Below are 21,618 nucleotides of genomic sequence, written 5' to 3'. Positions count from 1 at the left end.
ATTGACCGAGAGACTTTTGCCCGAGACCTTGGATTTCAATAGGCCGTTCCCGGCGCTCTCGCGCCGCCTGCGTCTTGGTGTTGTTGGGGGCGGGCGCATTTCGGCGACGCAGGCCACCGCGGCACGGATGACCGACCGGTGGGAGGTTGTCGCGGGGGCGCTGTCGTCCGACCCAGAGCGGGCGAAGGCGCGGGGCGCGGAATGGTTCATGGATCCAGATCGCTGCTATGCCTCGTTCATAGAGATGGCGCAGGTCGAGGCCACTCGTCCCGATGGCGTGGACGCGGTGATGATCACCACGCCGAACAACTTGCATTTCCCCGCGGCCAAGGCGTTTCTGGAAGCGGGCATCGACGTGATCTGCGACAAGCCACTGACCAACGAGGTCGACGAGGCCACGGCGCTGATCGACCTGACCGCGCAAACCGGGCGGGTGTTCGGCGTGGGCTATGTCATGTCCTGCTTTCCAATGATCCGTCAGGCGCGCGAAATCGTGGCCGAGGGGCGCATTGGCAACATCAACCAGATCCATGTGGAGTTCCTGCAGGACTGGATGACCCCCGACGACGCGGCCGACGCGCCGCATGTGAAATGGCGGCTCGACCCTAAGATTTCGGGCCCGACCAGTTGTGTGGGCGACATCGGCACCCACGCGGCGCATCTGGCGAGCTTTGTTAGCGGGCTTGGAATGACGGATCTGCGAGCGGAGTTCCATGTCTGCGGTGCGCCAAAGCCGCTTGAAGACACGGTGTTCATGTTCACGCGTTTCCAAAATGATGTGCCCGGTACGCTGATGGCGACCCGTCTTGCACCGGGCAATCGCGGCGGGTTGCGGCTCCGGATCTACGGGTCCGAGGGTGGTCTGGAATGGGATTTGGAAAACGCCGAGCAACTGAAATTCTATCGCTTTGGCGAGGCGGATCGTGTGATCAGCCGTGGTCATGGTCACGGGGTCAGCACGGTAACTGAGCGGCTGGTGCGCACTGGCCGCGGCTTTTCAGAAGGGTTCATTGAGGCTTGGGCCAATCTCTATACCGAGTTTGCCATGGCTGTGGCGGCGCGGCGCGACGAAGTGGCGTTGCCGGATGATTGGCTGAGCTTTCCAAAAGTGGCTGAAGGTGCCGCCGGGGTGCAGTTCATCGCGGCCTCGGTGCGGTCAAATGAGAAAGGTGGGGAGTGGGTCGCGATCTGACCCGAACCGGGCAGGAAACCGGGGTCGAAATCAGTAATTGATATTATCAAAAATATCAGATATTTTAGATTGCGTAGGATAAACCTGCGACTCGCTGATTTCGTCCGGAGCCCGTTCCATGCCCGACACTGCCCATCAGGCCGATGAAACATCGCTGTATTCATTGGCGCATCTGACCCTGATCGGGGCGTCACCGCCCGAGCTGGTCTATATCGCTGCACGCGCGGGCTATGACGCCGTCAGCCCGCGCTTCATCCCGATGAAAGTCCCGGGGGAGTTCACGGAAGCCCCCGTAGACAAGGCGCAGGTACAGGCCACGAAGACGGCCTTGGCGTCGACCGGGTTAAAGGTGCTGGATGTCGAGCTGGCCCGCATCACCGAAGACGTCGATCCACGCAGCTTCGAACGCGCCTTGGAACTAGGTGGCGAACTGGGTGCCAAGCGGATGATCATGTCGGCCTGGACGCCGACCCGCGACGACCGCAATTTTCTGGTCGATGTCTATGGCGAAACCTGCGATTTGGCCGTGCCCTACGGCATCACGGTCGACCTTGAATTTCCGTCCTTCTCGCGCTTACGCACACTGGACGAAGCACTGGACATCGTTCGTGCTGCGGACCGTCCCAATGGCGGCATTCTGGTGGACACGCTCTATCTCCACCTCAGCCGCGTCGATCTGGGCGAGCTTCTGCACGTCCCGTCCGAGCTGTTTCACTTCCTGCACATCTCTGACTGCTTGCCGGGCATTGCCGACACGCGTGAGGGGATGATCCAGCTTGCCCGCGATGCGCGGCTGTATCCGGGCGAGGGCTGGATTGATTTTGCGGGCATCATCGAGCGGATGCCCCCGGTGGATTACTCGATCGAACTGCCCAACCAAAGCCGTGTGGCGGAACTGGGATACGAAGAACATGCGCGGCGTTGCTTGCAACACGCGAAACGAACCTTCGGCGAGGCGCGCTCTCAGCGCCGGATGCCGGATGCAGCTACTCTCCAACACAATGAGGATCATCATGAGCAAAGAGCTCACTGACGCGGACCGCCAGCTGGCGGCTGACATGCTGGCGCGTGCGCGTGCAGCCATGGCTGAAATCGAAGACTGGTCGCAGGAGCGCCTGGACCGCCTGTCACAGGCGATCGCTTGGTATGCGGGCAACGAGAAGACATTCACCCGTCTTGCGGAACAGGGCGTGGATGAAAGTGGCATCGGTGACCGCGCAGGTCGTCCCGGCAAACGCTTCAAGATCCAGATGGTGCTGCGCGATGTGTTGCGTACGCCGTCGACGGGTGTGGTAGAGGTGGATGAGGAAAAAGGGTTGGTGAAATACGCCAAGCCAGCGGGTGTCATTGCCTCGCTTATCCCGATGACCAATCCGGCCATGACGCCACCCGTGACCGGTGTGTCCTCGGCCAACGCACGCAACGCGGTGATCTTCTCGCCGCACCCGCGCACGGCCCAAACCACATGGGAAATGACCGAAGTGATGCGCGCGGCCTGTCGCGCTGCGGGCGCCCCGGAAGATCTGTTCCAAGCGATCCGCAAACCGTCCATCCCGCTGACCCAGCACCTGATGGAGATCTGCGATCTAACACTGGCCACCGGCGGCAAGCCGATGGTGAAAGCGGCCTACAGCTCGGGCCGTCCGGCTTATGGCGTGGGCGCGGGCAACAGCTCGATTGTCATCGACGAGACCGCAGATCTGGACATCGCCGCGCAGAACACCCGGATTTCCAAAACCTCGGATTTCGGGTCGGGCTGCTCGGCAGATGGCAACATCATCATCCAGAAGTCGATCTATGACGATATGGTCAAGGCGCTTGAGGCCGAAGGCGGCTACCTGTGTTCTGCGGAAGAAAAGGACATGCTCGAGGCCGCGATGTGGGACGAAAAGGGCAACCGCACCTTCCCGACCATCGCCTGCCGTCCACAACAGACCGCCGAGGTTGCCGGGTTTTCGATCCCCGAGGATCGCAAGTTCCTGATGGTGGAAAACCAAGGCCGGATCGGGCCAGAGCACAAGTTCTCGAAGGAAAAACTGACCACGCTGATGGCGCTGTATCACTTCGAGACCTTTGACGATGCGCTGGACACGGTCAGCAAGATTTACGCCACCGGCGGCATTGGCCATTCCTGCGGCATCTATTCGCATAATGACGAAAACATCGACCGTCTGGCCCGTCTGGCACCGGTCAGCCGCATGATGGTGCGCCAGCCGCAATCCAAGGCCAACGCGGGCGCTTGGACCAACGGTATGCCGATGACCAGCTCGCTGGGGTGCGGCATCTGGGGCGGCAACATCACCAATGAAAACGTCACCATGAAACACATGATGAACTACACATGGGTTAGCCGGCCCATCGCCGAAGATCGCCCCTCGGAAGAGGAGCTGTTTGGCGAGTTCTACGGACAGGAGGTCGCGTGATGGATGGATCGAAAGTAGACGGCAAAACGGTTGCCGAACATATCGTCGATTTTCTGGAACGGCGCGAGGTCGAGCACGTGTTTGGCCTCTGCGGTCACACCAATATCTCGGTGCTGGCGGCGCTGGCCGAAAGCCCGATCGACTTCATCACCGTGCGTCATGAACAGATCGCCAGCCACGCGGCGGACGCCTATGCGCGCGTGACCGGCAAGGCCTCGGTGGTATTGTCGCACCTATCTCCCGGTTTGACGAACTGCGCCACCGGGGTCGCAAATGCGGCGCTTGATTGTATCCCGATGGTGGTGATCGCGGGCGACATTCCGACCCACTATTATGGCAAGCACCCGCACCAAGAGGTCAACCTGCACGCGGATGCCGCCCAGTGGGAAATCTATCGCCCCTTCGTGAAACGCGCTTGGCGCGTGGACCGGGCGGACCTGATGGCAGAGATTCTGGAAAAGGCGTTCCACTTGGCTGAAAGCGGTCAGCCCGGTCCGGTTCTGGTCAACGTGCCGATGGACATCTTCTCGGAGGTGATCACGCCAGATAGCTTTGACCGCATCATCGACAACACCCGCGCGCTGAAGAAGCCGTCGATCGACGACGAAACCGCGCGCGAGATCGTCGAAAAATTGGCGCAGGCTGAAAGCCCCGTGGCCTATGTGGGTGGCGGCATTCTGTTGGCGAAGGCCAGCGAAGAGCTGCGCGAATTTGTTGAGCATATGGGCTTGCCGGTTGCGCATTCCCTGATGGGCAAGGGCGCATTGCGCGATGATCACCCGTTGGTCATGGGCATGACCGGGTTCTGGGGCACCGAACTGGTGAACCAATCCTGCCTGAATGCGGACTACGTCTTTGCCGTAGGGACCCGCTTTAAAGAGGCTGATTGCTCCAGTTGGTATCCCGGCTACACGTTCAATATTGGCGGAAAAGACGACAAAACCAAAGTCATCCACATCGATATCGAACCGCAGGAGATCGGGCGCAACTATCCGACCGAAATCGGTGTGGTGGCAGATGCGAAAGCCGCGTTGCGCGTGCTGACACGGGTTGCAAAAGAGATGTACCCCAACGGCTTCCCGCGCACGGAAAAGAAGGCCGAGATCGCCGATTTCCGCACCAAGTTCAAAGCCTCAAACACCGAAATGCAGACCTCGTCTGCTTTCCCGATGATGCCGGAACGTATTCTGGCCGATGCGCGCAAAGCGCTGCCCGAAGACGCGATCATCACCACCGACGTGGGCTGGAACAAGAACGGGGTCGGGCAGCAGTTCGATATCCTGACCCCCGGCTCGATCCTGACGCCCGGCGGCTTTGCCACGATGGGCTTTGGCCCACCCGGTGCGCTGGGCGCAAAGCTGGCCGCGCCGGATCGGGTGGTGATCAGCCTTGTGGGTGACGGCGGCTTTGGTCAGAACCCGTCGATGCTGGCAACTGCGGTCGAACTGGATCTGGGCATCATCTGGCTTGTGATGAACAACAACGCCTTTGGCACCATCGCGGGTCTTCAGAAAGCCCACTATGGGCTGACCTATGGCACGACCTTCCCGGGCACTGCTGCCGCGCCCACCAACGGACCGGGCTATGCCGAGATTGCGCAGGCCTATGGCGCAGTCGGGGTGCGGATTTCATCTGCGGACGAGTTGCTCCCAGCGCTTGAAGCGGCGATTGCCAGTGACAAGCCCACGGTGCTGGACGTTCCGATGATCAATAACCCGACGCCTACGACCGGGCATTGGAATATCCTCGATATCTATTCGCCGGACAAGGACGTGTCCCACGTTGCAACCTAAAACCAGCCGCCGGGGCCACGTGCCCCGGCCTTTAATTGGGTGATCACCATGTTCAATACCATCCTCGTTCCCGTCGCTTTGGATCACATCGAAACGCTTACGCGAAAACTGGACGTCGCCCGACAGTTGCGGGCGCCAGAAGGCCGTATCATTGCGGTCTCTGTGTTCGAGGACATTCCGTCCTACGTTGCCGAATACGCGATGGTAAAGCCCGACCGGAAGAAGATGGTGCAAGAGATCAAGAAAGCCTTTGACGATGCTTTGGTCGGTCACGATGACGTTGAACGGGTAACTCTTGCAGGCAAGCCCGGCGTGGTGATCGCGACCTATGCCGAAGAGATCGGCGCAGACCTGATCGTCACAGCAGCAAGCCGCCCTGGAAGCGAGGGCTACGCGTTGGGGTCAACCGCATCCAGGCTGGCAAGACGCGCGCCGTGCTCGGTTTTCGTGATTAGGTGACCTCTAAAGTTGGCAATCGGGCTGGTGCGAATTCAAGAAGTGACACCTGAATGACCAAGGGTTTCATTTTCGCGTGGTGGCAATGCCTTCACGAGGCAACCGATTACCTTGAACACGGCTCTGGAAACTTTCGAAAAGTATTCTCGGGCAACCGCAGGTTTCATGCCATTCAATCAGAGCTTCATAGACGCCAAGTAAGAGGGCGGTATGCGCGAAATAGCGGTTAGCTTGCATCCTTACCTTCTTGTAGCCGCGGGACAGACACTAGAATGGTGGCGATCTTCCTTCATTGACCCAAAAACCACATATGGCGCTCAAGAATTCTGATAGCTGTTCAAAACAACACGTGTGTCGGGGGCTTGGCCTGCAGCCCAAATCAAGGGCATCTTCATAGGATCTTCTTGCTGCCCTAACTGCAAATTCGAAAGAAAGTGATCCGGATTTCACAGTTCTGCGTAACTAGTTTATGTTGACACAAACACTAGATATCCCAAGCTGCGCGAAGAGCATCTGCACGAGAACTCGCAAGGAAAGAGAAGCTGTGTCGCAAAGTCGAACCGATTACTCGCAACAGACCCAGTGGATGCTTGCCGTCCGGGACAAGCGCGATCGTCATGCCTTCGTGGCACTGTTTGATTACTTTGCGCCGCGACTGAAGGGTTTCATTATCCGTTCAGGAGCTTCGCCGCATCAGGCCGAGGAGATCGTGCAAGACGTCATGCTGACGATTTGGCGCAAGGCGGCGTCGTTTGACCCGCACCGTGCACAGGTGTCCGCTTGGATCTATCAGATTGCCCGTAACCGCCATATCGACATTGCACGGAAAGAAAACCGTCCGATGCCGGAAGAGTTGAAGGAAGAGCCCGGCATTGAACCGGATGCCAGCCAGATACTTGGACTGGAGCAAGAGGCCGGTCAGCTCAGACAGGCGCTTGCCAATCTCAAGCCAGAACAGCGCGAGATTATCGAGAAAGCCTATTTGGGCGAGCTGACACATCAAGAGATCAGCAGCCAGACCGGGCTGCCATTAGGAACCATTAAGTCTCGTATCCGGCTTGGGCTGGAACGATTGAGACACGAGTTGAAGGACCTCAAGCAATGAGTGCCATAAACCATCACACCCCCGACGCCATGTTGGCGGCCTATGCAGCCGGCACGCTTCCGCATGCTTTTGCCGTTGCTGTGGCCAGCCATGTGTCGTTGTGCGCAAAGTGCCGCGTGGCGCTTGAGGCGCATCAAGCAGTCGGTGGAGCCGTATTGGAAGACACAAGTGCTGTGGCTGTGTCGTCTTCGCTAAAAGACAGCATCCTTGCGCAACTGGACGATCCTTTTACGCCGGAACCTGTCTATGACCGGAACGGGATCTATCCGGGACCGATCATGGAAGTCATGAAAGGGCGCGCACCCAAGTGGAAGAAACTGGGTATGGGCGTGCGACAGGATATCCTGACAGAGGACGCTTTTGGCTCGGTCAGGCTTCTGTACATCCCCTCTGGACAAGCGGTTCCAGATCACAGCCACAATGGGCTAGAGATGACACTTGTCTTGCAAGGCAGCTTCAGTGACGAAACGGGTCGCTTCGGGGTAGGGGACATTGAGATCGCGGATGAGACATTGGAGCATACGCCAATCGCGGATCCGGGCGATGCATGTATCTGCCTTGCTGCGACCGATGCTCGGCTGCGATTTAACGCACTGATCCCACGACTTTTACAGCCTTTGTTCCGCATCTGAAACCAAGCTGAATTTTTGACTGAATAAACCACCGGATTTCCGGTGGTTTATTTTTTGTTTACAGCTAGTTAGATCACAAAAACGTGAGTGATTGGTCCAACGGGACTGCTGCGCCGTAACACTTGTACGAACACGAAATCAAATCGAGCGACACGCTCTCACCGACATGGAGTTCCTACAATGAAATCGAAATTCAAAACCGCATTCGCCGCCGCTGCACTTAGCCTTTCTGCTGTTGCTGCCCATGCAGACAACATCGTTGAAATTGCTGCTGCTGATGACCGCTTCTCGACCCTGGTTGCCGCTGTGACGGCGGCTGGTCTGGCCGAGACCCTGTCGGGCCCGGGTCCGTTTACCGTTTACGCCCCCGTGAATGATGCCTTCGCGGCGCTGCCGGAGGGCACGGTTGAAACGCTGCTGAAGCCCGAGAACAAACAACAACTGACCAACGTGCTGCTTTACCACGTTGATGACCGCAAGCTGATGGCCGGCATGATCCCCGCCGGGTCGAACTACTTCAAGCCAATCCTCGCAAGCGAGCGTCTGTGCATCACCGCTGGTTCGGATGGTGTGATGATTGCTGATGGTACAGGCGCGATGGCCAACGTGATCATCGCTGACATTCAAGCCGACAATGGCGTGATCCATGTGGTCGACAAAGTCCTGCTGCCCGGTACACGCCCGGCTTGCCACTAACCCCCCCAGCTCCGGCCGCAAAGCCGGAGCCTTTCCCCAAGGGTCGACGCTATTCAGTCTGAAATGCGTCGGCCCTTTTTTGTGTTTGAAGGTAGAGAAGTCTGCGGTTGCAGAAGGGGTGCGCCGTTACTTGCCTCGATAAACGAGGATGTCCGGCGCATAGGATAAGCAGCGGATGGCCCAGGAAAATGGGGCCGGGAAATCCGTGCGGAACCGGCGCTTTTTCATCGCCGATAGCACACGCTCGGCGGCGGCCTCGGGTGTCATCAGCATCGGCATGCGAAAACTGTTTTTCTCGGTCAGGCGTGTCTTGATGAAGCCAGGATTGACCAAGCGCACGGTCACACCGCTTCCTTTCAAATCGGATCGCATGGTCTCGGCAAGGCTGACAAGCGCCGCTTTGCTGGCACCGTATCCGATCGCGGCAGGCAAGCCGCGATATCCTGCAAGCGACCCAACCAACGTAATGTCGCCGTGAGCCTTGCTGACAAACTCTGGCACAACCTCACCCAGCACACGTAGAGCGCCGGTGAAATTGACATCGCTCATCCTTAAGGCTGCATCGCTGTCCCAGTCAGTTGCGCGCATCGGCTCGTAGGCGCCAGCGTTGTAGATCACGCCATCCAACGGGCCGACAGATGCGGCGGCGGTCCGAACGGCGTCTATGTCGGTGACGTCCAGCGGCACCACTTGGCCGTTTCGCAACTCACCGCGCAACTGTTCAAGCCGTTCTGCATTGCGTGCAGACAGGATCACATGCGCGCCTTCTTCATCCAGACGTTTTGCAAGCGCACGTCCTAAGCCTTCGCTGGCACCGACCAGCCAATAGGTTTTGCCGGAAAATTCGGTCATTCGCCGGCTCCGTGCAAATCGTGCCCGTCGCTGATTAGCTGTTCGGGTGGTTTCTGCTTTTTCAGGAACGGCGCGCGTTTCAAATACAGGATTGCGGCTTGCCAATGGATCAAGGCCAGAACTCTGGCCGCCCCCAATGGTCGCCGGATCGCAGCCCATGCCAGTGACCTGCTGGTTGCAGGCTGACGTTGGCCAGCCAAGGTGGCCAAAACACCGTGATCGCCGTTCTTGAAGGTAATGCGAATGTCGACATTGTCTTCGGTCAGGCCGAAATTGAACGCGTAGTGCCCCGCGATTTTCTGGAAAGGAGAAACGTGCATCAGTTTCTCGGCGATCAGGGTGTCGCTTTTTTGGATCGGAGCAAACCCGTCCCGCGCGCAGAAATAGCAATGCCGCTGCCCGAAGGTGCTGTTGACCTCGGCGACAAAGGCGCGGGGTGTGCCATCCACAACGGCGATCCAGAAGCTAACCGGGTTGAAATGGAACCACAGGAAACTTGGTTGTGTCAGCAGCAAAAGCTGTGCGTTCTCGGTTGGCATCCCACGTTCTTCAAGGACGGATCGGAACCATTCCACGCCGTGCCCAGCATCGCGCGCACCGCCATGTCTGTGATCCCAGATGGACCACAGATTAAAGCGATTGCGAGAGATCAGAAGGGGGGCCGCTGAACCAAGATCCGTCAGCACATAGTCCACGCCATAGGTGAACGCGTTCTTCAGCGCGCCGCGTCGGGCGTGATGGGTTTGGGCTTGAATGTGTTCCAGCTTCATACAGGGTCTACGCGCGTGATGGGTGTCTGGATCACTTTAGGTGAAAGATTTCCAAACAAAAATGATCCGAATGCCAAAGCCTTACGTAATCGCTTCATACCATTCTAAAGGCGAGGACAGCATGTACGATCAAACCCACGGCCCCCGCAAACGGATCGCCATCGTCGGCGGCGGCATTTCAGGCCTTTCTGCCGCATATTATCTGGCTCCTTTTCACGACGTGACCCTGTACGAAGCCGCTCCTCGCTTGGGTGGCCACGCACGCACCGTGATGGCGGGAAAAAACGGCGATCAGCCGGTCGACACGGGTTTCATCGTTTTCAATTACGTGACTTATCCCAATCTGACACGTCTGTTTCGCGACCTCGACGTACCGGTGATCAAAAGCGAGATGAGCTTTGGCGCCAGTATCAATGACGGGCAGCTGGAATACGGTCTCAACACGTTCAAAGCAATTACGGCGCAAAAGGGCAACCTGCTGCGGCCGCAGTTCTTCAAGATGATTTCTGACATTGTCCGGTTCGGAAAACGTGCCGAAGAGGCCGCCAAAGATGACGAAAAAACCATTGGAGAGCTGGTGGACGAACTGGGTCTGGGGAACTGGTTTCGCAACAACTATCTGATGCCCATGTGCGGCGCGATCTGGTCGACGCCTGTCGCGGAAGTGGACCAGTTCCCGGCGAAATCGCTGGTACAGTTCTTCCGCAATCATGCGCTGCTGGCGGGGTCGGGCGAGCATCAATGGTGGACCGTTAAAGGCGGCAGCATTGAATATGTCCGCAGGCTCGAGGCCGCGTTGGTTGCACGTGGTTGCGACATTCGTACAGGCACGCCGGTTGAGCATGTACAGCGTGACGAGTTTGGCGTTCACATCCATACCGGTGACTCTGACATTGCCACCTTTGACGAACTGATCCTCGCGTGTCACTCTGACCAAACTCTGAAGATTTTGGGCGAGAATGCCACCGAAGCCGAGGCCGCGGCGCTGGGCAGCATTCGCTATCAGCCCAACAAAGCTGTGCTTCATTGCGACACCGGGCAGATGCCGCGTCGCAAGGCCTGCTGGTCAAGCTGGTCTTATCGGTCTCAGGACGGCGATATCGGGGTCACCTATTGGATGAACAAGCTTCAGAACATCCCTGAAAGCGATCCGCTGTTCGTTACGTTGAACCCGTCAAAGCCCATCCCGCAGGATGCGATCTATGACGAGGTTCAGTTTCACCACCCGGTGTTCGACAAGCCCGCGCTGAAGGCCCAGCAGGACATCCGTCAGATGCAAGGCCAGAACCACACGTGGTTCGCCGGTGCGTGGAACCGGCACGGGTTCCACGAAGATGGCATTGCCAGCGCAATGCGCATCGTCCGCGCACTTACCAACACTCACCAACTCAAAGGAATGGATCATGCGTTTCACGAACAAAGCCCTGAAGTCGAACTTCCTGTCGACATGCGAGCGACTGCGTGAGGGACAGCTGACCCTGCGTACGCCTGAAGGCGAACGCTATCAGTTCGGAACGTCCGGTCCCGAGGCGGAAATGGTCATTCGTGACTGGTCCGCCGTATCCGCCATGGCGGCGCATGGGCAAGTTGGCCTGGGCGAGACCTATGTTCAGGGGATGTGGGACACGCCCTCGATCGAAGGGTTGATGGCTTTGGCGATGAAAAATCGCGACCATCTGGGCGCCTTTGATCAGGCAAGCCCATTCAACAAGGCCAAGTTTCGTCTGGTCGATACAGTGATGCGTGCGAATTCACGTCGTGGGTCGCGCAAGAATATCCGGTCTCACTACGACGTCGGCAACGAGTTCTATGCGCTGTGGTTGGATGACGGCATGACCTATTCGTCGGGGCTGTTTGACAATGGGGACACCGATTTGGCGCGTGCGCAGGCCCGCAAGAACGACCGCGCTTTGTCGCGGATCGGCGATGGCGAGCGGGTGTTGGAAATTGGCTGCGGCTGGGGCGGTTTTGCGGAACACGCCAGCCAGGAAGGTCGGGATGTCACCGGTGTCACAATCTCGCGCAATCAGCACAGCTATGCCGAATGCCGCCTTGATGGGAGGGCCGACATTCAGTTGCGGGACTATCGCGACATCGATGGCAAGTATGACAACATTGTCTCGATCGAGATGATCGAGGCCGTGGGTGCGCGCTATTGGCCAAGCTACTTCTCGACCCTCAAACGCAACCTTGCTGAAGGCGGGCGTGTGCTGTTGCAGGCAATCACCGTCAAGGACAGCTTCTTTGAGACCTATAAGACCTCGTCCGACTATATCCGCCAATACGTCTTCCCCGGCGGCATGTTGCTGTCGGATAGCATGATTGCGAAACAAGCCAACGATGCGGGTTTTGCGGTCCGTGACAACTTCGCTTTCGGTCAGGACTATGCCCAAACCTGTCGGCTCTGGGCCGAACGCCTGAACGCCCAGAAACGTCGGATTGCCGAAATGGGTTACAACGAGAGCTTTTTCCGCAACTGGCAATACTATCTCGAAATCTGTGCCGCCTCGTTCGCCGTAGGCCACACCAATGTGGTCCAAGTGGAGCTGGCCCATGCGTAGATACGTTGCTCTGCTCTGGTTGTTGCTGATCCCGGTAAGCGCGCAGGCGAATACCGTTGCATCGGTGTTGCCAGATGCAGAGCTGCGGGGCGCTGCGACTTATCGGTTCCTTGGGTTCCCGCTGTACAAGGCACGCTTGTTCACCCCGTCTGGCGCACCGTTGGACTGGAGCAAGGATTTCGGGCTGGAGCTTCAATACATGCGCAACCTGACCCAGTATGATCTGGTTGAAGGCACGATGCGCGAATTCGCGCGGGTGGGGGCACCTTTGCCGGTTCGCGATCAGTTGACGACCTGCTTCAATGATGTGCGCAAAGGGGACCGCTATACGGCGATCTCAAACGGTCAGAACAAGATCTCGTTTCTGTTGAATGGCCGACGCACATGCACACTTTCGCATCCGCAGATCAAATCTCGCTTCATGGGGATCTTTCTGGGTGACAACACGCGGTCGAACTCCTTCACCCGCAAGCTGAAGGGTGAATGATGCTGTATCCGCGCGTCAGTCTCTATGCCTTGATGTTGGCTGCGGCGGGCATCCCGCTGTACATCCATCTGCCGCGCTTCGCGTCTCTGAATCTTGGGATCGGGCTGGGCACGGTGGGTGCAATCCTTCTGTTGATCCGGCTTGTAGATCTTGTTCAGGATCCGCTGATTGGTTGGGCCATTGATCGCTGGCCGCGCGCTCAGAGCAGCTTTGCGGTTACGGCAGCATTTGGACTTGCGATAGGTTTCCCACTGCTCTTTTCCCTGAAGGCCGGCCCGAATGTCGTAGTCCAGATTATCGTGATCCTTGTGCTGCTTTTTTCGTCCTACAGCTTGGGCATGATCCTGCTATACGCCCGCAGTGCAACGCTCGCAGCCACGCCGACGCCGCGTGCGTTGATGACGATGGCAGCCTTTCGTGAGGGTGGGATGCTGACAGGTGTGGTCATTGCATCAATCGTACCGACGATCTTCGTCGCCTTAGGGGCAAGCGCACAGGGCTACCCAGCATTTGGACTGTTCCTTGGTGCGCTTGCGGTGGCCTGTGCTGTCCTTTCGTTCCCCATTTGGCAGCGCAAACCGATCCCGGGTCAGCCCTTGTCGCTTGCGGGTCTCAGCCAATCCGGTGCGATGCGGCTTTTGGTGCTGGCACTGGTCAACAGCCTGCCGGTCGCCATCACATCAACCCTGTTTCTGTTCTTTGTCGAAGATCGCCTGCAACTTTCGGGCAAGGCTGGTCCGCTGTTGATCCTTTTCTTCCTCAGCGCAGGCGTAAGCCTTCCGCTTTGGACGCGGTTAAGCCATCGTACCGGGCCGAAAGTCACCCTGCTGATTGCGATGCCACTTGCCATCCTTGGCTTCGTCGGGGCCGCGTTCCTTGCGCCCGGAAACCTTGCTGGGTTCGCCGTGGTCTGCATCGCGTCCGGGGCTGCGCTGGGGGCGGATATGGTGATCCTGCCTGCCATGTTTTCGGTGGCTCTGAATCGGGCAGGGCTTGAGCCATCCCTTGCCTTTGGCATCTGGTCATTCGCTGGAAAACTGGGCCTTGCGCTGGCCGCGTTCCTTGTCCTGCCCATGCTTGAGCGCAGCGGGTTCACGCCCGGAGGTTCGAACAGCGCTGACGCCCTCACCACGCTGAACCTCTCATACGCCGTCATTCCCTGCATCCTAAAACTTGGCGCAATGGCCCTTGTCCTTGCGCTCCCGTCAGAAGGTCAAACCTCATGAAGATTCTTACCGTCATTTCCCTGCTGGTGGTCTGTGCCATGATCGCAAAATCAATGTTCCTAAGCTTTCGCGCGCAGGATCCCGACGACTATGCCGGAACTGGCCCAGAGTTTGCGCTTAAGACGCATCTGTCTGGCCCGATCCTGTCCGAAGGGCTGATCTATGGGCCGACGGGTAAAATGACCAACAGCTTTGTCGCCAAGATGGTTGGCGAATGGGACGGGAATACCGGAACCCTGAGCGAAGAGTTCACCTATTCTAATGGCAAGCAGCAGAGCCGGAAGTGGTATCTGACGCTGGGCGAGGGCAATACCTTCACGGCCACGGCGGATGACATCGTCGGAGAGGCGCGCGGCACGGTCTCGGGCTCGACCATCAAGATGGTATACCAGATTGTTCTGCCCGAAGATGCAGGCGGTCACACGCTGTCGGTGACGGACTGGCTGTATCTCACCCAGAACGGCGTGATCATGAACAAGTCAGAGATGCGCAAGTTCGGCATCAAGGTTGCCGAGCTCGTTGCCACAATGCGCCCTGACGCTGCTGCACAGCAATGAACACGGTACACCCAAACACGAAAGATCAACCGGAATGACAAGGAACATCCCACTTCTCGCAATTGCAGTTGCCCTGGCGACGGTGGCCTTCGCACTGTCCCCTTTCGTAACCCGCGAGTTTGCAGGCTATCGGCCAGAGCAGTTTCCTGTGGTGCTGGACTTCTGGCCTGTTCAACCCGCTGGCTGGGCGTTTAGCATCTGGGGCGTGATATACATTTGGCTGATCGCAGGTGCGGTTTGGGGCTGGTTCAACGCACCGCGTGACCGCCAGTGGCAGAAGATGCGCGCGCCGTTGTTGATCAGCCTTGGCCTTGGCATTTTCTGGATTGCCGCTGCAAACGCCGCCCCGATCCTGGCAACGGTCATGATCTTTGCCATGGCAGTCTTTGCCATCATTGCAATGCTGCGCGCCGGGGATGATGCCCGAGCTTGGCAGGTCCGTCCGGTCGCGCTTTACGCGGGGTGGCTGACGGCAGCGACTGGGGTTGGAACGGGTGTTGTCCTAAGCGGATATGGCGTTCTAACCGCACAGCAAGCAGCTTTGGCCATGCTTGCGATGGTTTTGCTGGTCGCACTTGCGATCCAGTCCCGCAGACCAGCCGAGTGGGCCTATCCGGCGGCGATCATCTGGGCCCTTACCGGAGTGATTGCAGCAAACGTCCCCGCAGGAAATTGGCCGGTGATCGCACTGTCAGCGATTGGCGTTGCGGCGCTGACCATTGTCTTCGTTTTGCGACGACAGGCGGGTGTGCCACGCCGCACATCATAGAGGCGCAGTTTCGGATCCTGCCCAGCGACCAACCGCTCGAATGAACGAGCCACGAACAAAGGAAACAGACCATGAAAAAGACACTCGCTCTACTCGCACTGCTTGTCCTGTCTGCATGTTCGGGAGCACCGGATTTGGATGACGACGTTCTGTCCGAACGCACATTCAACCTCGAAGAATTCTTTGAAGGTGAAACGGTTGCCCGTGGTCAGTTTCAAGACAGGTTCGGTACTGTCCAACGCCGGTTCGACGTTCAGATCACGGGTGAATGGGATGGCCGGACACTGACGTTGGTCGAGGATTTTACTTATGACGATGGTGAAACCGAACAGCGTATCTGGACACTTGAAAAGACTGGCGAAGACACGTGGAAGGGTACGGCGCCGGGAGTGCTAGGTACTGCTGCTGGCCGCGAGAAAGGCGATACATTCAATTGGGCATATCGCATTGATCTGCCCGTCAGAAAGGGCACGATGCGTGTCGATTTTGATGACTGGATGTGGCTGCTTGATGACGACCGCGTGCTCAATCGCGCTTACGTGTCGCGATACGGCGTACGCATCGGTGAAGCGATCATCGTTTTTGAAAAATCATGAGGGATGCATTGCGCAGTCGAACAGTCGTAACTAGGTGAGGGCCGAAAGCGGATCAATCCCGCCAGGCCCCACCAACTCTCTTTCCCAGACTTTATAATGGTTTGAACCAGTTGCATGGCAACCTCTTACCATTCGAGCATTTTGGCGCCAGCTGCCTGCACGCCGCTTCTAGAAGATGAGTACCCCCAAGCCCGCCGCGATCAGCACGGTCCAGATTTCACCTTTTTTCAGATACATCAGTATGAAGCAGGACAGGCCGAAAATGGATGCCGGTGCCAAGAGGTTTGGCGCCTCACTGGCGATCCCTATCAGCAGCGAGACTGCCGCCGAGATGATCAATCCGAACACTGCCGTACGAATGCCAGCTTGTGCAGCTTTGAAACGCGACAAGTGACGGAAACGCTGTAACTGGTGCGAGGCCAGAATGGTCAGAGCAGCTGGAGGCATGAAGATTGCAATCGTCGCAATCACAGCGCCGGCGAGCCCCGCGACTTTATACCCGATGAATGTTGCGCTGATTAGAATGGGTCCGGGCGTTACCTGCCCGAGCGCAATACTTGCTGCGAAATCCTCGATGGTCAGCCAACCGTGAGTATTCACGACGGCCTCTTGGATCATCGGGATAAAGATATACCCGCCCCCAAAGAGCAGCAGGCTCATGCCGGAAAACACCGAAAACAACTGCACAAGGATCGATGTGATATTCAACTGAGGCAAAAACAGGAACAGGCCGATACACATCGCCAAGAACAACGCGATGGCACGTGACCCACGTCCAAAGGTTGGTTGATGGCGCGTTTCTTCGGCGGGAGTATCCGCATCGGCCGTCTGATGTCGCAGGATCCCCACGACCGCCGCGACGGCGAATATGCAGATCACGATCCAGATGCCACCGACGGTCAAAAGCAGGACGGCCGCAATTACTGCCATAGCAATGTCGATTGGTCCCTGAAGGGCTTTCTCACGCATCTGCAGGCCCGCATTCAGGATAATGGCGGCAATCGCGGGCAGAACGCCAGCCAGCGCCTTGTCCGCGACAACCATCGTTCCCCACGACAGGTAAAGGGCCGCGAAGCCTACCATCAGAAGGAATGACGGAAGGATCACCGCCACGGCGCACACCGCACCGCCAAGCGGGCCGCGGATCTTGTCGCCGACATATGCGACGACATTCACCGCGACCGGTCCCGGAAGTAGCATCGCCAGGGCAACACCGTCCATGATATCGTCATCCTCAAGCAAACGGTGCTTCCCAACGATCTCGGACCGAACAACCGAGATCAGTGCCATATATCCGCCCCACGAGATGCACCCAATTTTGAAGAAAATTAGAAACAATTGGGTGAGCGAGATTTCCCCGGCGTGGGCGCTGACAGATTTATGCGACATGGCGTTTTGTGTTGCTGTTGGCGAGACGTTCCTTGATCCCTTGCATCACCGAAGACTGAGCCTTTCGTTTCTGCAAGTCATCGGGGTTCGCGTTTTCGAGAGCTTGCACCTTAAGGCGCTGGTTCTCATCGTCAAAATCGCTCATCAATGGGTAGCCCATCTTGGTCAGAGTATCGCCCGCGACGGCTTCGAACACCGCGATGTCATGCGGGCTCATCTCGCGCATGAACTTGTTTGTGTTCTGCGACATGACCGGTTTTTGCACATTAGACCACATCTGCCCGGCCACCGACGTGCTCGCGGCTTCGCGGGATTTATGGAACTCTAACATGTCGGGATAGAACTGGATGTTCATGAAGTCGCACAACCGACGCAGCTCGGTTTCTGGACGCGTGATCAGATCGGAATACGCGACCGATATGAAGCGGTCGGCTGGTAGTTTCCGACCAAGTTCCAGTGCTTTCTCCTGTTCTGCACGCCACTGCTTTGCGATGTGATAGAACGACTTTTCGCCGACGATCGCCTTGCGGAACGACAGTGCTGCATCCCGGCCGTCACGATGCAGGTGGATGAACTTGGCGTTCTCGCCACCAAAGCGGTCAATCTCATCCGCGAGGTGAACATTCGCTAGGGATTTGCACACCCAGTCCGTTGCCATGTTGTGGCGCGTCAGCAGGTTGTGGATCTCAAAATAGACGGCGACGAGTGAATTCTCTGAGCAAGCTTGCTCCAAGGCGGTGCGATCAATCTGGCCCAGTTTCCAACTGACCGGGTTGGTCTCGACAAGCAGACAAACATCATCAACCAAGCGCGAAAACGCCCGTGGATCCTGCAAGTCGCCATATTCAACCAACAACGGCCAGAGTCGTTCAAGAATATGTGGTGGGTGAGGGGCAACAAGTTCGGGTGATTGATTCAACATGATACGCAGTAGGTTCGAACCAGACCTTTGCGTCCCGATCATAAAATATGGCATCTTCAGCGCTCCGTTTTGGGCCACCTTCTCTGATGTTTCAGGATTGCGGTGGTAGCTTCGATGCTCAACTAAAGCGTGTAAATTATTTACGTTTCGTTAACGCAAATGAAAGTCCCATTAACCTCAAGAGCCTCATCTCTGTGTGGCGTGAAATTGGGAAAACCATCTGCGTAGTGAAAATATTAAGCAATCTTCCCCAATCTCTGAAATCGAACTCGCAAATGCATCGGCAGAGATGTTGATCGACTACCGACGACGTCCAAAGGGGCACACATGATCAGACATATACTTCACTCAACTATTGGTGGCATATTTGGCGTGATTGCCGTGCTGTGGCTAAACGCATCGCCGCTAAGCGCGCAGACCTATACATTCGGCATCGTTCCGCAATTCGAAGCGCGAAAGCTCGCACGGATTTGGGAGCCGATCATCAGCGAAATCGAAAAGCGCACTGGCTATGACTTCGAGATTGTGGGCTCGCCCCGGATACCAGAATTTGAAACCAGCTTCATGAACGGTGAATTCGATTTCGCCTACATGAACCCGTACCACGCGATCATCGCCGCCCAAACGCAAGGGTATCAGCCGCTCTTACGGGATGGCGGGCGTGAATTGTTCGGCATTCTGGTTGTACGCGATGATAGTAACTATCAATCGGTTGAAGACCTTGAAGGTCAAACCATCGCGTTCCCGGCGCCAAATGCACTTGGTGCTTCGCTGTTAATCCGTTCCGACTTGACCAATCAACGCGATGTCGAGTTTTCGCCGATGTACGTGTCAACACACGGGTCGGCATACCTAAATGTTATTCTGAACCAAGCTGCGGCAGCTGGTGGGGTGATGGGAACGTTCCGTTCGCAGCCGATTGAAATATCCGAACAGCTGCGCGTCCTCTACAAAACCACCCGTGTTCCGCCGCATCCCATTGCCGCTCATCCACGTGTTCCTGAGGAAGTACAAAGACAGGTGACGCAGGCCTTTCTTGACCTTTGGAAAACTGGATATGGTCGTGAATTGCTTGAACGCGTTCCGATCCGCGAGGTGATCGAAACAAGTCTGGAAGACTACACCGAATTGCAAGGAATGGGTCTGGATGCGTTCTTTGTTGAGTGACCCACCACTATTGGCGTCTGCCAAAGCGGCCACTACCTCGGCTTTGGCGCGCGTACGCTTCAAACTGCGCAGCCGCTTCGTGGCGCTGCTTGCCTGCATGATGTGCATATGTGTGCTGGGGCTGTCCTATATTTGGGAGCCGCGTCTGACTCGAGAGATGACAGTTTCGCAGGTCCGAAATCTGGATCAGAACGTCGAAATTCTGTCAGATGCGCTTATCCCGTTTCTATTGCAAAACCAGATTGGTGCGGTCTTCGAGACTCTTAGCAGCATGCAGGGACGATACCAGAATTGGGAAACCGTTATTCTTACAACGCCTGATGGCACACGTCTGTATCCCTTGTCTAAGGCCGACCCGGTGGCCAAGCCTGACATAATTCAGACATCGCGGGTTATCACGTTTGAAGGCAAAGAATTGGCGGTGCTTTCTGTTCGTGTTGATATCTCCGACGATCTTGGTCAGATCCGCCGGCAAGTTCGATATCTTACAATCCTGATCGCGGTTTTCTTCCTTGGGGCGCTTGTTGTGGTCGGCGTTCTTCTGGAGCATTGGGTTGTGAAACGAGCTGCCCTGCTAGCCTCGGCGGCTCAGCAGCTAGCCCAAGGCAACTATCAAGCGAAAATCCCGCCCAGCTCAAACGATGAAATTGGCGATCTGACCAATAGTTTTTCAACGATGCGGACAACCATCAAGGAAAACGAACAAAGTCTGATTGCATCCCGCGACGAAGCTCAGGCGGCAGCAGAGGCAAAATCACGTTTTCTGGCCACCATGAGCCACGAGATCCGCACACCCTTGAATGGGGTAATACCGATTGCCGAACTTCTGCTGGAACAAGAGTTACCGAAAGAGCAGGCACAGCTTATTGAAACAATACAGGAATCCGGAAAAGCGCTTAAGTCTATTATTGATGACATCCTGGACATCACAAAGATGGACGAGGGCAAATTTGTGCTCCACAGCGATGAATTCTCTATCTATAGCTTGGTTCAGAACGTCGTTGGTATTTTTCAGGTCGCGGCACAAAACAAGGGAATTAGCCTTGATTTTTCGGTGCCGGAGACATGCCCAAAGACCGTTATTGGCGATGCTAATAGATTGCGTCAGGTTCTGATTAACCTCGTCGGGAATGCCATCAAGTTCACTTCAGAAGGTGGCGTTACACTGAGTGTTTCCGCTGTCGCTGACACCAAGTCGCCAAACTGCACAATTTGCTTTGAGGCTTCTGATACCGGAATTGGAATCTCGGAACAGGATCAGGCACATGTCTTCGAACGGTTTGTTCAGGTGGATAATCGAAGCAATCGCGAATACCAAGGCACGGGTCTTGGATTGTCTATCTGCAATATGCTGGTGGCAGAAATGGGTGGCGCGCTGTCTGTAGACAGTCGAGAGGGCGAAGGCAGCCGTTTCTATTTTTCTTTGCCGTTCAAACCTGTGGAGGTTGATCGGGAGTCTAAAGCAAATCTTGAGACCGACCAGAAAGTTGTATCGCATCTTCATCGGCCCCCCACCAAACCGTCCCATGTGCTGGTGGTCGATGACAGCAAAACAAATCTTAAGATCGCCAAGGTCATTCTACGTTCTCTTGCACATGAAGTAACGACCGCCGAAAGCGGCAAAAGTGCTATCAATTTGATGCGAGAAGAACGGTTCGACTTGGTGCTGATGGACGTCAATATGCCGGGAATTGACGGGCTGGAAACAACGCGCCGAATTCGGGACGGATCCAAACAAATGATCCAAACTCCAATAATCGGTTTGAGCGCGAGTGCCTTCTCAGAAGATATCGAAAACTGTTTAGAAGCTGGCATGAACGGCTTTCTAGCCAAGCCTCTATCGAAAATTGACTTGGTTGAGACGCTATCTGAACATCTAACTCAAACTTGCAGGGCGTGATTGTCCATCATCAACTCTTAACAGGGCGCTGAGCCGACCTCGAATGCGGCGCAGTATCAACCTGAGGTGGCCGCTCGAACTACCTGGCAAATCCCTTGCGCGGAGGTCTGGCAGGGTAAACCTTT

Annotated in this window: 21 protein-coding genes; 17 read left to right on the top strand and 4 right to left on the bottom strand. The window is 56.6% G+C overall.

Annotated elements, in window-relative coordinates:
- Position 1: 1 nt before the first annotated feature.
- The 8 genes from ALP8811_RS11005 to ALP8811_RS10970 all read left to right on the top strand — a co-directional run bounded on the left by ALP8811_RS11005 (position 2) and on the right by ALP8811_RS10970 (position 8,297).
- Positions 2-1,192 (top strand): Gfo/Idh/MocA family protein, encoded by a 1,191-nt coding sequence (locus ALP8811_RS11005; protein WP_108857151.1) that lies wholly within the window; start codon positions 2-4, stop codon positions 1,190-1,192.
- A gap of 118 nt (positions 1,193-1,310) precedes the next feature.
- A complete protein-coding gene (locus ALP8811_RS11000) occupies positions 1,311-2,225 on the top strand; it encodes a sugar phosphate isomerase/epimerase family protein (RefSeq protein WP_108857150.1) in 915 nt (304 codons plus the stop codon).
- Positions 2,206-3,615 carry an aldehyde dehydrogenase family protein gene (locus tag ALP8811_RS10995; protein WP_108857149.1) on the top strand — a complete coding sequence of 470 codons (1,410 nt, stop codon included), beginning with the start codon at positions 2,206-2,208 and terminating at the stop codon, positions 3,613-3,615. The genes ALP8811_RS11000 and ALP8811_RS10995 overlap by 20 nt, the downstream gene beginning before the upstream one ends.
- Complete coding sequence (locus ALP8811_RS10990; RefSeq protein ID WP_108857148.1) at positions 3,615-5,408, top strand: thiamine pyrophosphate-binding protein; 1,794 nt, start codon at positions 3,615-3,617, stop codon at positions 5,406-5,408. Before ALP8811_RS10995 ends, ALP8811_RS10990 begins: the two co-directional genes overlap by 1 nt.
- Positions 5,409-5,456: 48 nt before the next feature.
- Positions 5,457-5,867: a universal stress protein gene (locus ALP8811_RS10985; RefSeq protein ID WP_108857147.1), complete on the top strand. Its 411-nt coding sequence runs from the start codon at positions 5,457-5,459 to the stop codon at positions 5,865-5,867.
- Between the two features lie 466 nt (positions 5,868-6,333).
- Positions 6,334-6,969 carry a sigma-70 family RNA polymerase sigma factor gene (locus ALP8811_RS10980; RefSeq protein ID WP_108857146.1) on the top strand — a complete coding sequence of 212 codons (636 nt, stop codon included), beginning with the start codon at positions 6,334-6,336 and terminating at the stop codon, positions 6,967-6,969.
- On the top strand, positions 6,966-7,601 hold the full coding sequence (locus ALP8811_RS10975; RefSeq protein ID WP_108857145.1) for a ChrR family anti-sigma-E factor: 636 nt from the start codon (positions 6,966-6,968) through the stop codon (positions 7,599-7,601). Before ALP8811_RS10980 ends, ALP8811_RS10975 begins: the two co-directional genes overlap by 4 nt.
- Before the next feature lie 180 nt (positions 7,602-7,781).
- Positions 7,782-8,297, top strand: coding sequence for a fasciclin domain-containing protein (locus tag ALP8811_RS10970; protein ID WP_108857144.1), 516 nt, complete (start codon positions 7,782-7,784; stop codon positions 8,295-8,297).
- A 126-nt stretch (positions 8,298-8,423) separates the two neighbouring features.
- On the opposite strand, the gene ALP8811_RS10965 is transcribed toward ALP8811_RS10970, so the two are convergent.
- Both ALP8811_RS10965 and ALP8811_RS10960 read right to left on the bottom strand, forming a co-directional pair.
- Positions 8,424-9,149: an SDR family NAD(P)-dependent oxidoreductase gene (locus ALP8811_RS10965; RefSeq protein ID WP_108857143.1), complete on the bottom strand. Its 726-nt coding sequence runs from the start codon at positions 9,147-9,149 to the stop codon at positions 8,424-8,426.
- The gene (locus ALP8811_RS10960; protein ID WP_108857142.1) at positions 9,146-9,919 is read right to left on the bottom strand and encodes a DUF1365 domain-containing protein; all 774 of its coding nucleotides are present in this window, start codon (positions 9,917-9,919) and stop codon (positions 9,146-9,148) included. Before ALP8811_RS10960 ends, ALP8811_RS10965 begins: the two co-directional genes overlap by 4 nt.
- A gap of 121 nt (positions 9,920-10,040) precedes the next feature.
- On the opposite strand from ALP8811_RS10960, the gene ALP8811_RS10955 reads away from it, so the two are divergent.
- The 7 genes from ALP8811_RS10955 to ALP8811_RS10925 all read left to right on the top strand — a co-directional run bounded on the left by ALP8811_RS10955 (position 10,041) and on the right by ALP8811_RS10925 (position 16,115).
- Positions 10,041-11,384, top strand: a complete 1,344-nt coding sequence (locus ALP8811_RS10955) for an NAD(P)/FAD-dependent oxidoreductase (RefSeq protein WP_108857141.1) — start codon at positions 10,041-10,043, stop codon at positions 11,382-11,384.
- Positions 11,323-12,480: an SAM-dependent methyltransferase gene (locus ALP8811_RS10950; protein ID WP_108857140.1), complete on the top strand. Its 1,158-nt coding sequence runs from the start codon at positions 11,323-11,325 to the stop codon at positions 12,478-12,480. The genes ALP8811_RS10955 and ALP8811_RS10950 overlap by 62 nt, the downstream gene beginning before the upstream one ends.
- Positions 12,473-12,967, top strand: coding sequence for a chalcone isomerase family protein (locus ALP8811_RS10945; protein WP_108857139.1), 495 nt, complete (start codon positions 12,473-12,475; stop codon positions 12,965-12,967). Before ALP8811_RS10950 ends, ALP8811_RS10945 begins: the two co-directional genes overlap by 8 nt.
- The gene (locus tag ALP8811_RS10940; protein WP_108857138.1) at positions 12,967-14,193 is read left to right on the top strand and encodes an MFS transporter; all 1,227 of its coding nucleotides are present in this window, start codon (positions 12,967-12,969) and stop codon (positions 14,191-14,193) included. Before ALP8811_RS10945 ends, ALP8811_RS10940 begins: the two co-directional genes overlap by 1 nt.
- Positions 14,190-14,750 (top strand): DUF3833 domain-containing protein, encoded by a 561-nt coding sequence (locus ALP8811_RS10935; protein WP_108857137.1) that lies wholly within the window; start codon positions 14,190-14,192, stop codon positions 14,748-14,750. Before ALP8811_RS10940 ends, ALP8811_RS10935 begins: the two co-directional genes overlap by 4 nt.
- A 34-nt stretch (positions 14,751-14,784) precedes the next feature.
- Positions 14,785-15,519: a TspO-related membrane protein gene (locus tag ALP8811_RS10930; protein ID WP_108857136.1), complete on the top strand. Its 735-nt coding sequence runs from the start codon at positions 14,785-14,787 to the stop codon at positions 15,517-15,519.
- Positions 15,520-15,590: 71 nt separating this feature from the next.
- Positions 15,591-16,115, top strand: a complete 525-nt coding sequence (locus ALP8811_RS10925; RefSeq protein WP_108857135.1) for a DUF3833 family protein — start codon at positions 15,591-15,593, stop codon at positions 16,113-16,115.
- A gap of 168 nt (positions 16,116-16,283) precedes the next feature.
- Here ALP8811_RS10925 and chrA read toward each other — a convergent pair whose 3' ends face one another.
- Entirely contained in the window at positions 16,284-17,504 is a 1,221-nt protein-coding gene (gene chrA, locus ALP8811_RS10920) for a chromate efflux transporter (RefSeq protein ID WP_108857134.1), read from the bottom strand.
- Positions 17,494-18,468 carry a sulfotransferase family protein gene (locus ALP8811_RS10915; protein ID WP_219928725.1) on the bottom strand — a complete coding sequence of 325 codons (975 nt, stop codon included), beginning with the start codon at positions 18,466-18,468 and terminating at the stop codon, positions 17,494-17,496. The genes chrA and ALP8811_RS10915 overlap by 11 nt, the downstream gene beginning before the upstream one ends.
- 285 nt (positions 18,469-18,753) lie before the next feature.
- On the opposite strand from ALP8811_RS10915, the gene ALP8811_RS10910 reads away from it, so the two are divergent.
- Together ALP8811_RS10910 and ALP8811_RS10905 are read left to right on the top strand one after the other, a co-directional pair.
- On the top strand, positions 18,754-19,593 hold the full coding sequence (locus ALP8811_RS10910; protein WP_108857132.1) for a phosphate/phosphite/phosphonate ABC transporter substrate-binding protein: 840 nt from the start codon (positions 18,754-18,756) through the stop codon (positions 19,591-19,593).
- The gene (locus tag ALP8811_RS10905; protein ID WP_108857131.1) at positions 19,574-21,493 is read left to right on the top strand and encodes an ATP-binding protein; all 1,920 of its coding nucleotides are present in this window, start codon (positions 19,574-19,576) and stop codon (positions 21,491-21,493) included. Before ALP8811_RS10910 ends, ALP8811_RS10905 begins: the two co-directional genes overlap by 20 nt.
- The last annotated feature ends 125 nt before the right edge of the window (positions 21,494-21,618 follow it).

The sequence above is a fragment of the Aliiroseovarius pelagivivens genome (assembly GCF_900302485.1).
GTDB classification, from domain to species: Bacteria; Pseudomonadota; Alphaproteobacteria; order Rhodobacterales; family Rhodobacteraceae; genus Aliiroseovarius; species Aliiroseovarius pelagivivens.
Note: the sequence above shows the minus strand (reverse complement) of the source record. Positions and strands in the feature narration are given on the sequence as shown.

Excerpts from the sequence above, each read along its gene's own strand:
- ALP8811_RS11000 (WP_108857150.1), top strand. The coding sequence starts at position 1,311 with ATGCCCGACACTGCCCATCAGGCCGATGAAACATCGCTGTATTCATTG.
- ALP8811_RS10955 (WP_108857141.1), top strand. The coding sequence starts at position 10,041 with ATGTACGATCAAACCCACGGCCCCCGCAAACGGATCGCCATCGTCGGC.
- ALP8811_RS10960 (WP_108857142.1), bottom strand. The coding sequence starts at position 9,919 with ATGAAGCTGGAACACATTCAAGCCCAAACCCATCACGCCCGACGCGGC.
- ALP8811_RS10945 (WP_108857139.1), top strand. The coding sequence starts at position 12,473 with ATGCGTAGATACGTTGCTCTGCTCTGGTTGTTGCTGATCCCGGTAAGC.
- ALP8811_RS10975 (WP_108857145.1), top strand. The coding sequence starts at position 6,966 with ATGAGTGCCATAAACCATCACACCCCCGACGCCATGTTGGCGGCCTAT.
- ALP8811_RS10985 (WP_108857147.1), top strand. The coding sequence starts at position 5,457 with ATGTTCAATACCATCCTCGTTCCCGTCGCTTTGGATCACATCGAAACG.
- ALP8811_RS10950 (WP_108857140.1), top strand. The coding sequence starts at position 11,323 with ATGCGTTTCACGAACAAAGCCCTGAAGTCGAACTTCCTGTCGACATGC.
- ALP8811_RS10970 (WP_108857144.1), top strand. The coding sequence starts at position 7,782 with ATGAAATCGAAATTCAAAACCGCATTCGCCGCCGCTGCACTTAGCCTT.
- ALP8811_RS10910 (WP_108857132.1), top strand. The coding sequence starts at position 18,754 with ATGATCAGACATATACTTCACTCAACTATTGGTGGCATATTTGGCGTG.
- ALP8811_RS10940 (WP_108857138.1), top strand. The coding sequence starts at position 12,967 with ATGCTGTATCCGCGCGTCAGTCTCTATGCCTTGATGTTGGCTGCGGCG.
- ALP8811_RS10930 (WP_108857136.1), top strand. The coding sequence starts at position 14,785 with ATGACAAGGAACATCCCACTTCTCGCAATTGCAGTTGCCCTGGCGACG.
- ALP8811_RS10965 (WP_108857143.1), bottom strand. The coding sequence starts at position 9,149 with ATGACCGAATTTTCCGGCAAAACCTATTGGCTGGTCGGTGCCAGCGAA.
- chrA (WP_108857134.1), bottom strand. The coding sequence starts at position 17,504 with ATGTCGCATAAATCTGTCAGCGCCCACGCCGGGGAAATCTCGCTCACC.
- ALP8811_RS10935 (WP_108857137.1), top strand. The coding sequence starts at position 14,190 with ATGAAGATTCTTACCGTCATTTCCCTGCTGGTGGTCTGTGCCATGATC.
- ALP8811_RS10990 (WP_108857148.1), top strand. The coding sequence starts at position 3,615 with ATGGATGGATCGAAAGTAGACGGCAAAACGGTTGCCGAACATATCGTC.
- ALP8811_RS10995 (WP_108857149.1), top strand. The coding sequence starts at position 2,206 with ATGAGCAAAGAGCTCACTGACGCGGACCGCCAGCTGGCGGCTGACATG.
- ALP8811_RS10905 (WP_108857131.1), top strand. The coding sequence starts at position 19,574 with ATGCGTTCTTTGTTGAGTGACCCACCACTATTGGCGTCTGCCAAAGCG.
- ALP8811_RS10925 (WP_108857135.1), top strand. The coding sequence starts at position 15,591 with ATGAAAAAGACACTCGCTCTACTCGCACTGCTTGTCCTGTCTGCATGT.
- ALP8811_RS10980 (WP_108857146.1), top strand. The coding sequence starts at position 6,334 with ATGTTGACACAAACACTAGATATCCCAAGCTGCGCGAAGAGCATCTGC.
- ALP8811_RS10915 (WP_219928725.1), bottom strand. The coding sequence starts at position 18,468 with ATGATCGGGACGCAAAGGTCTGGTTCGAACCTACTGCGTATCATGTTG.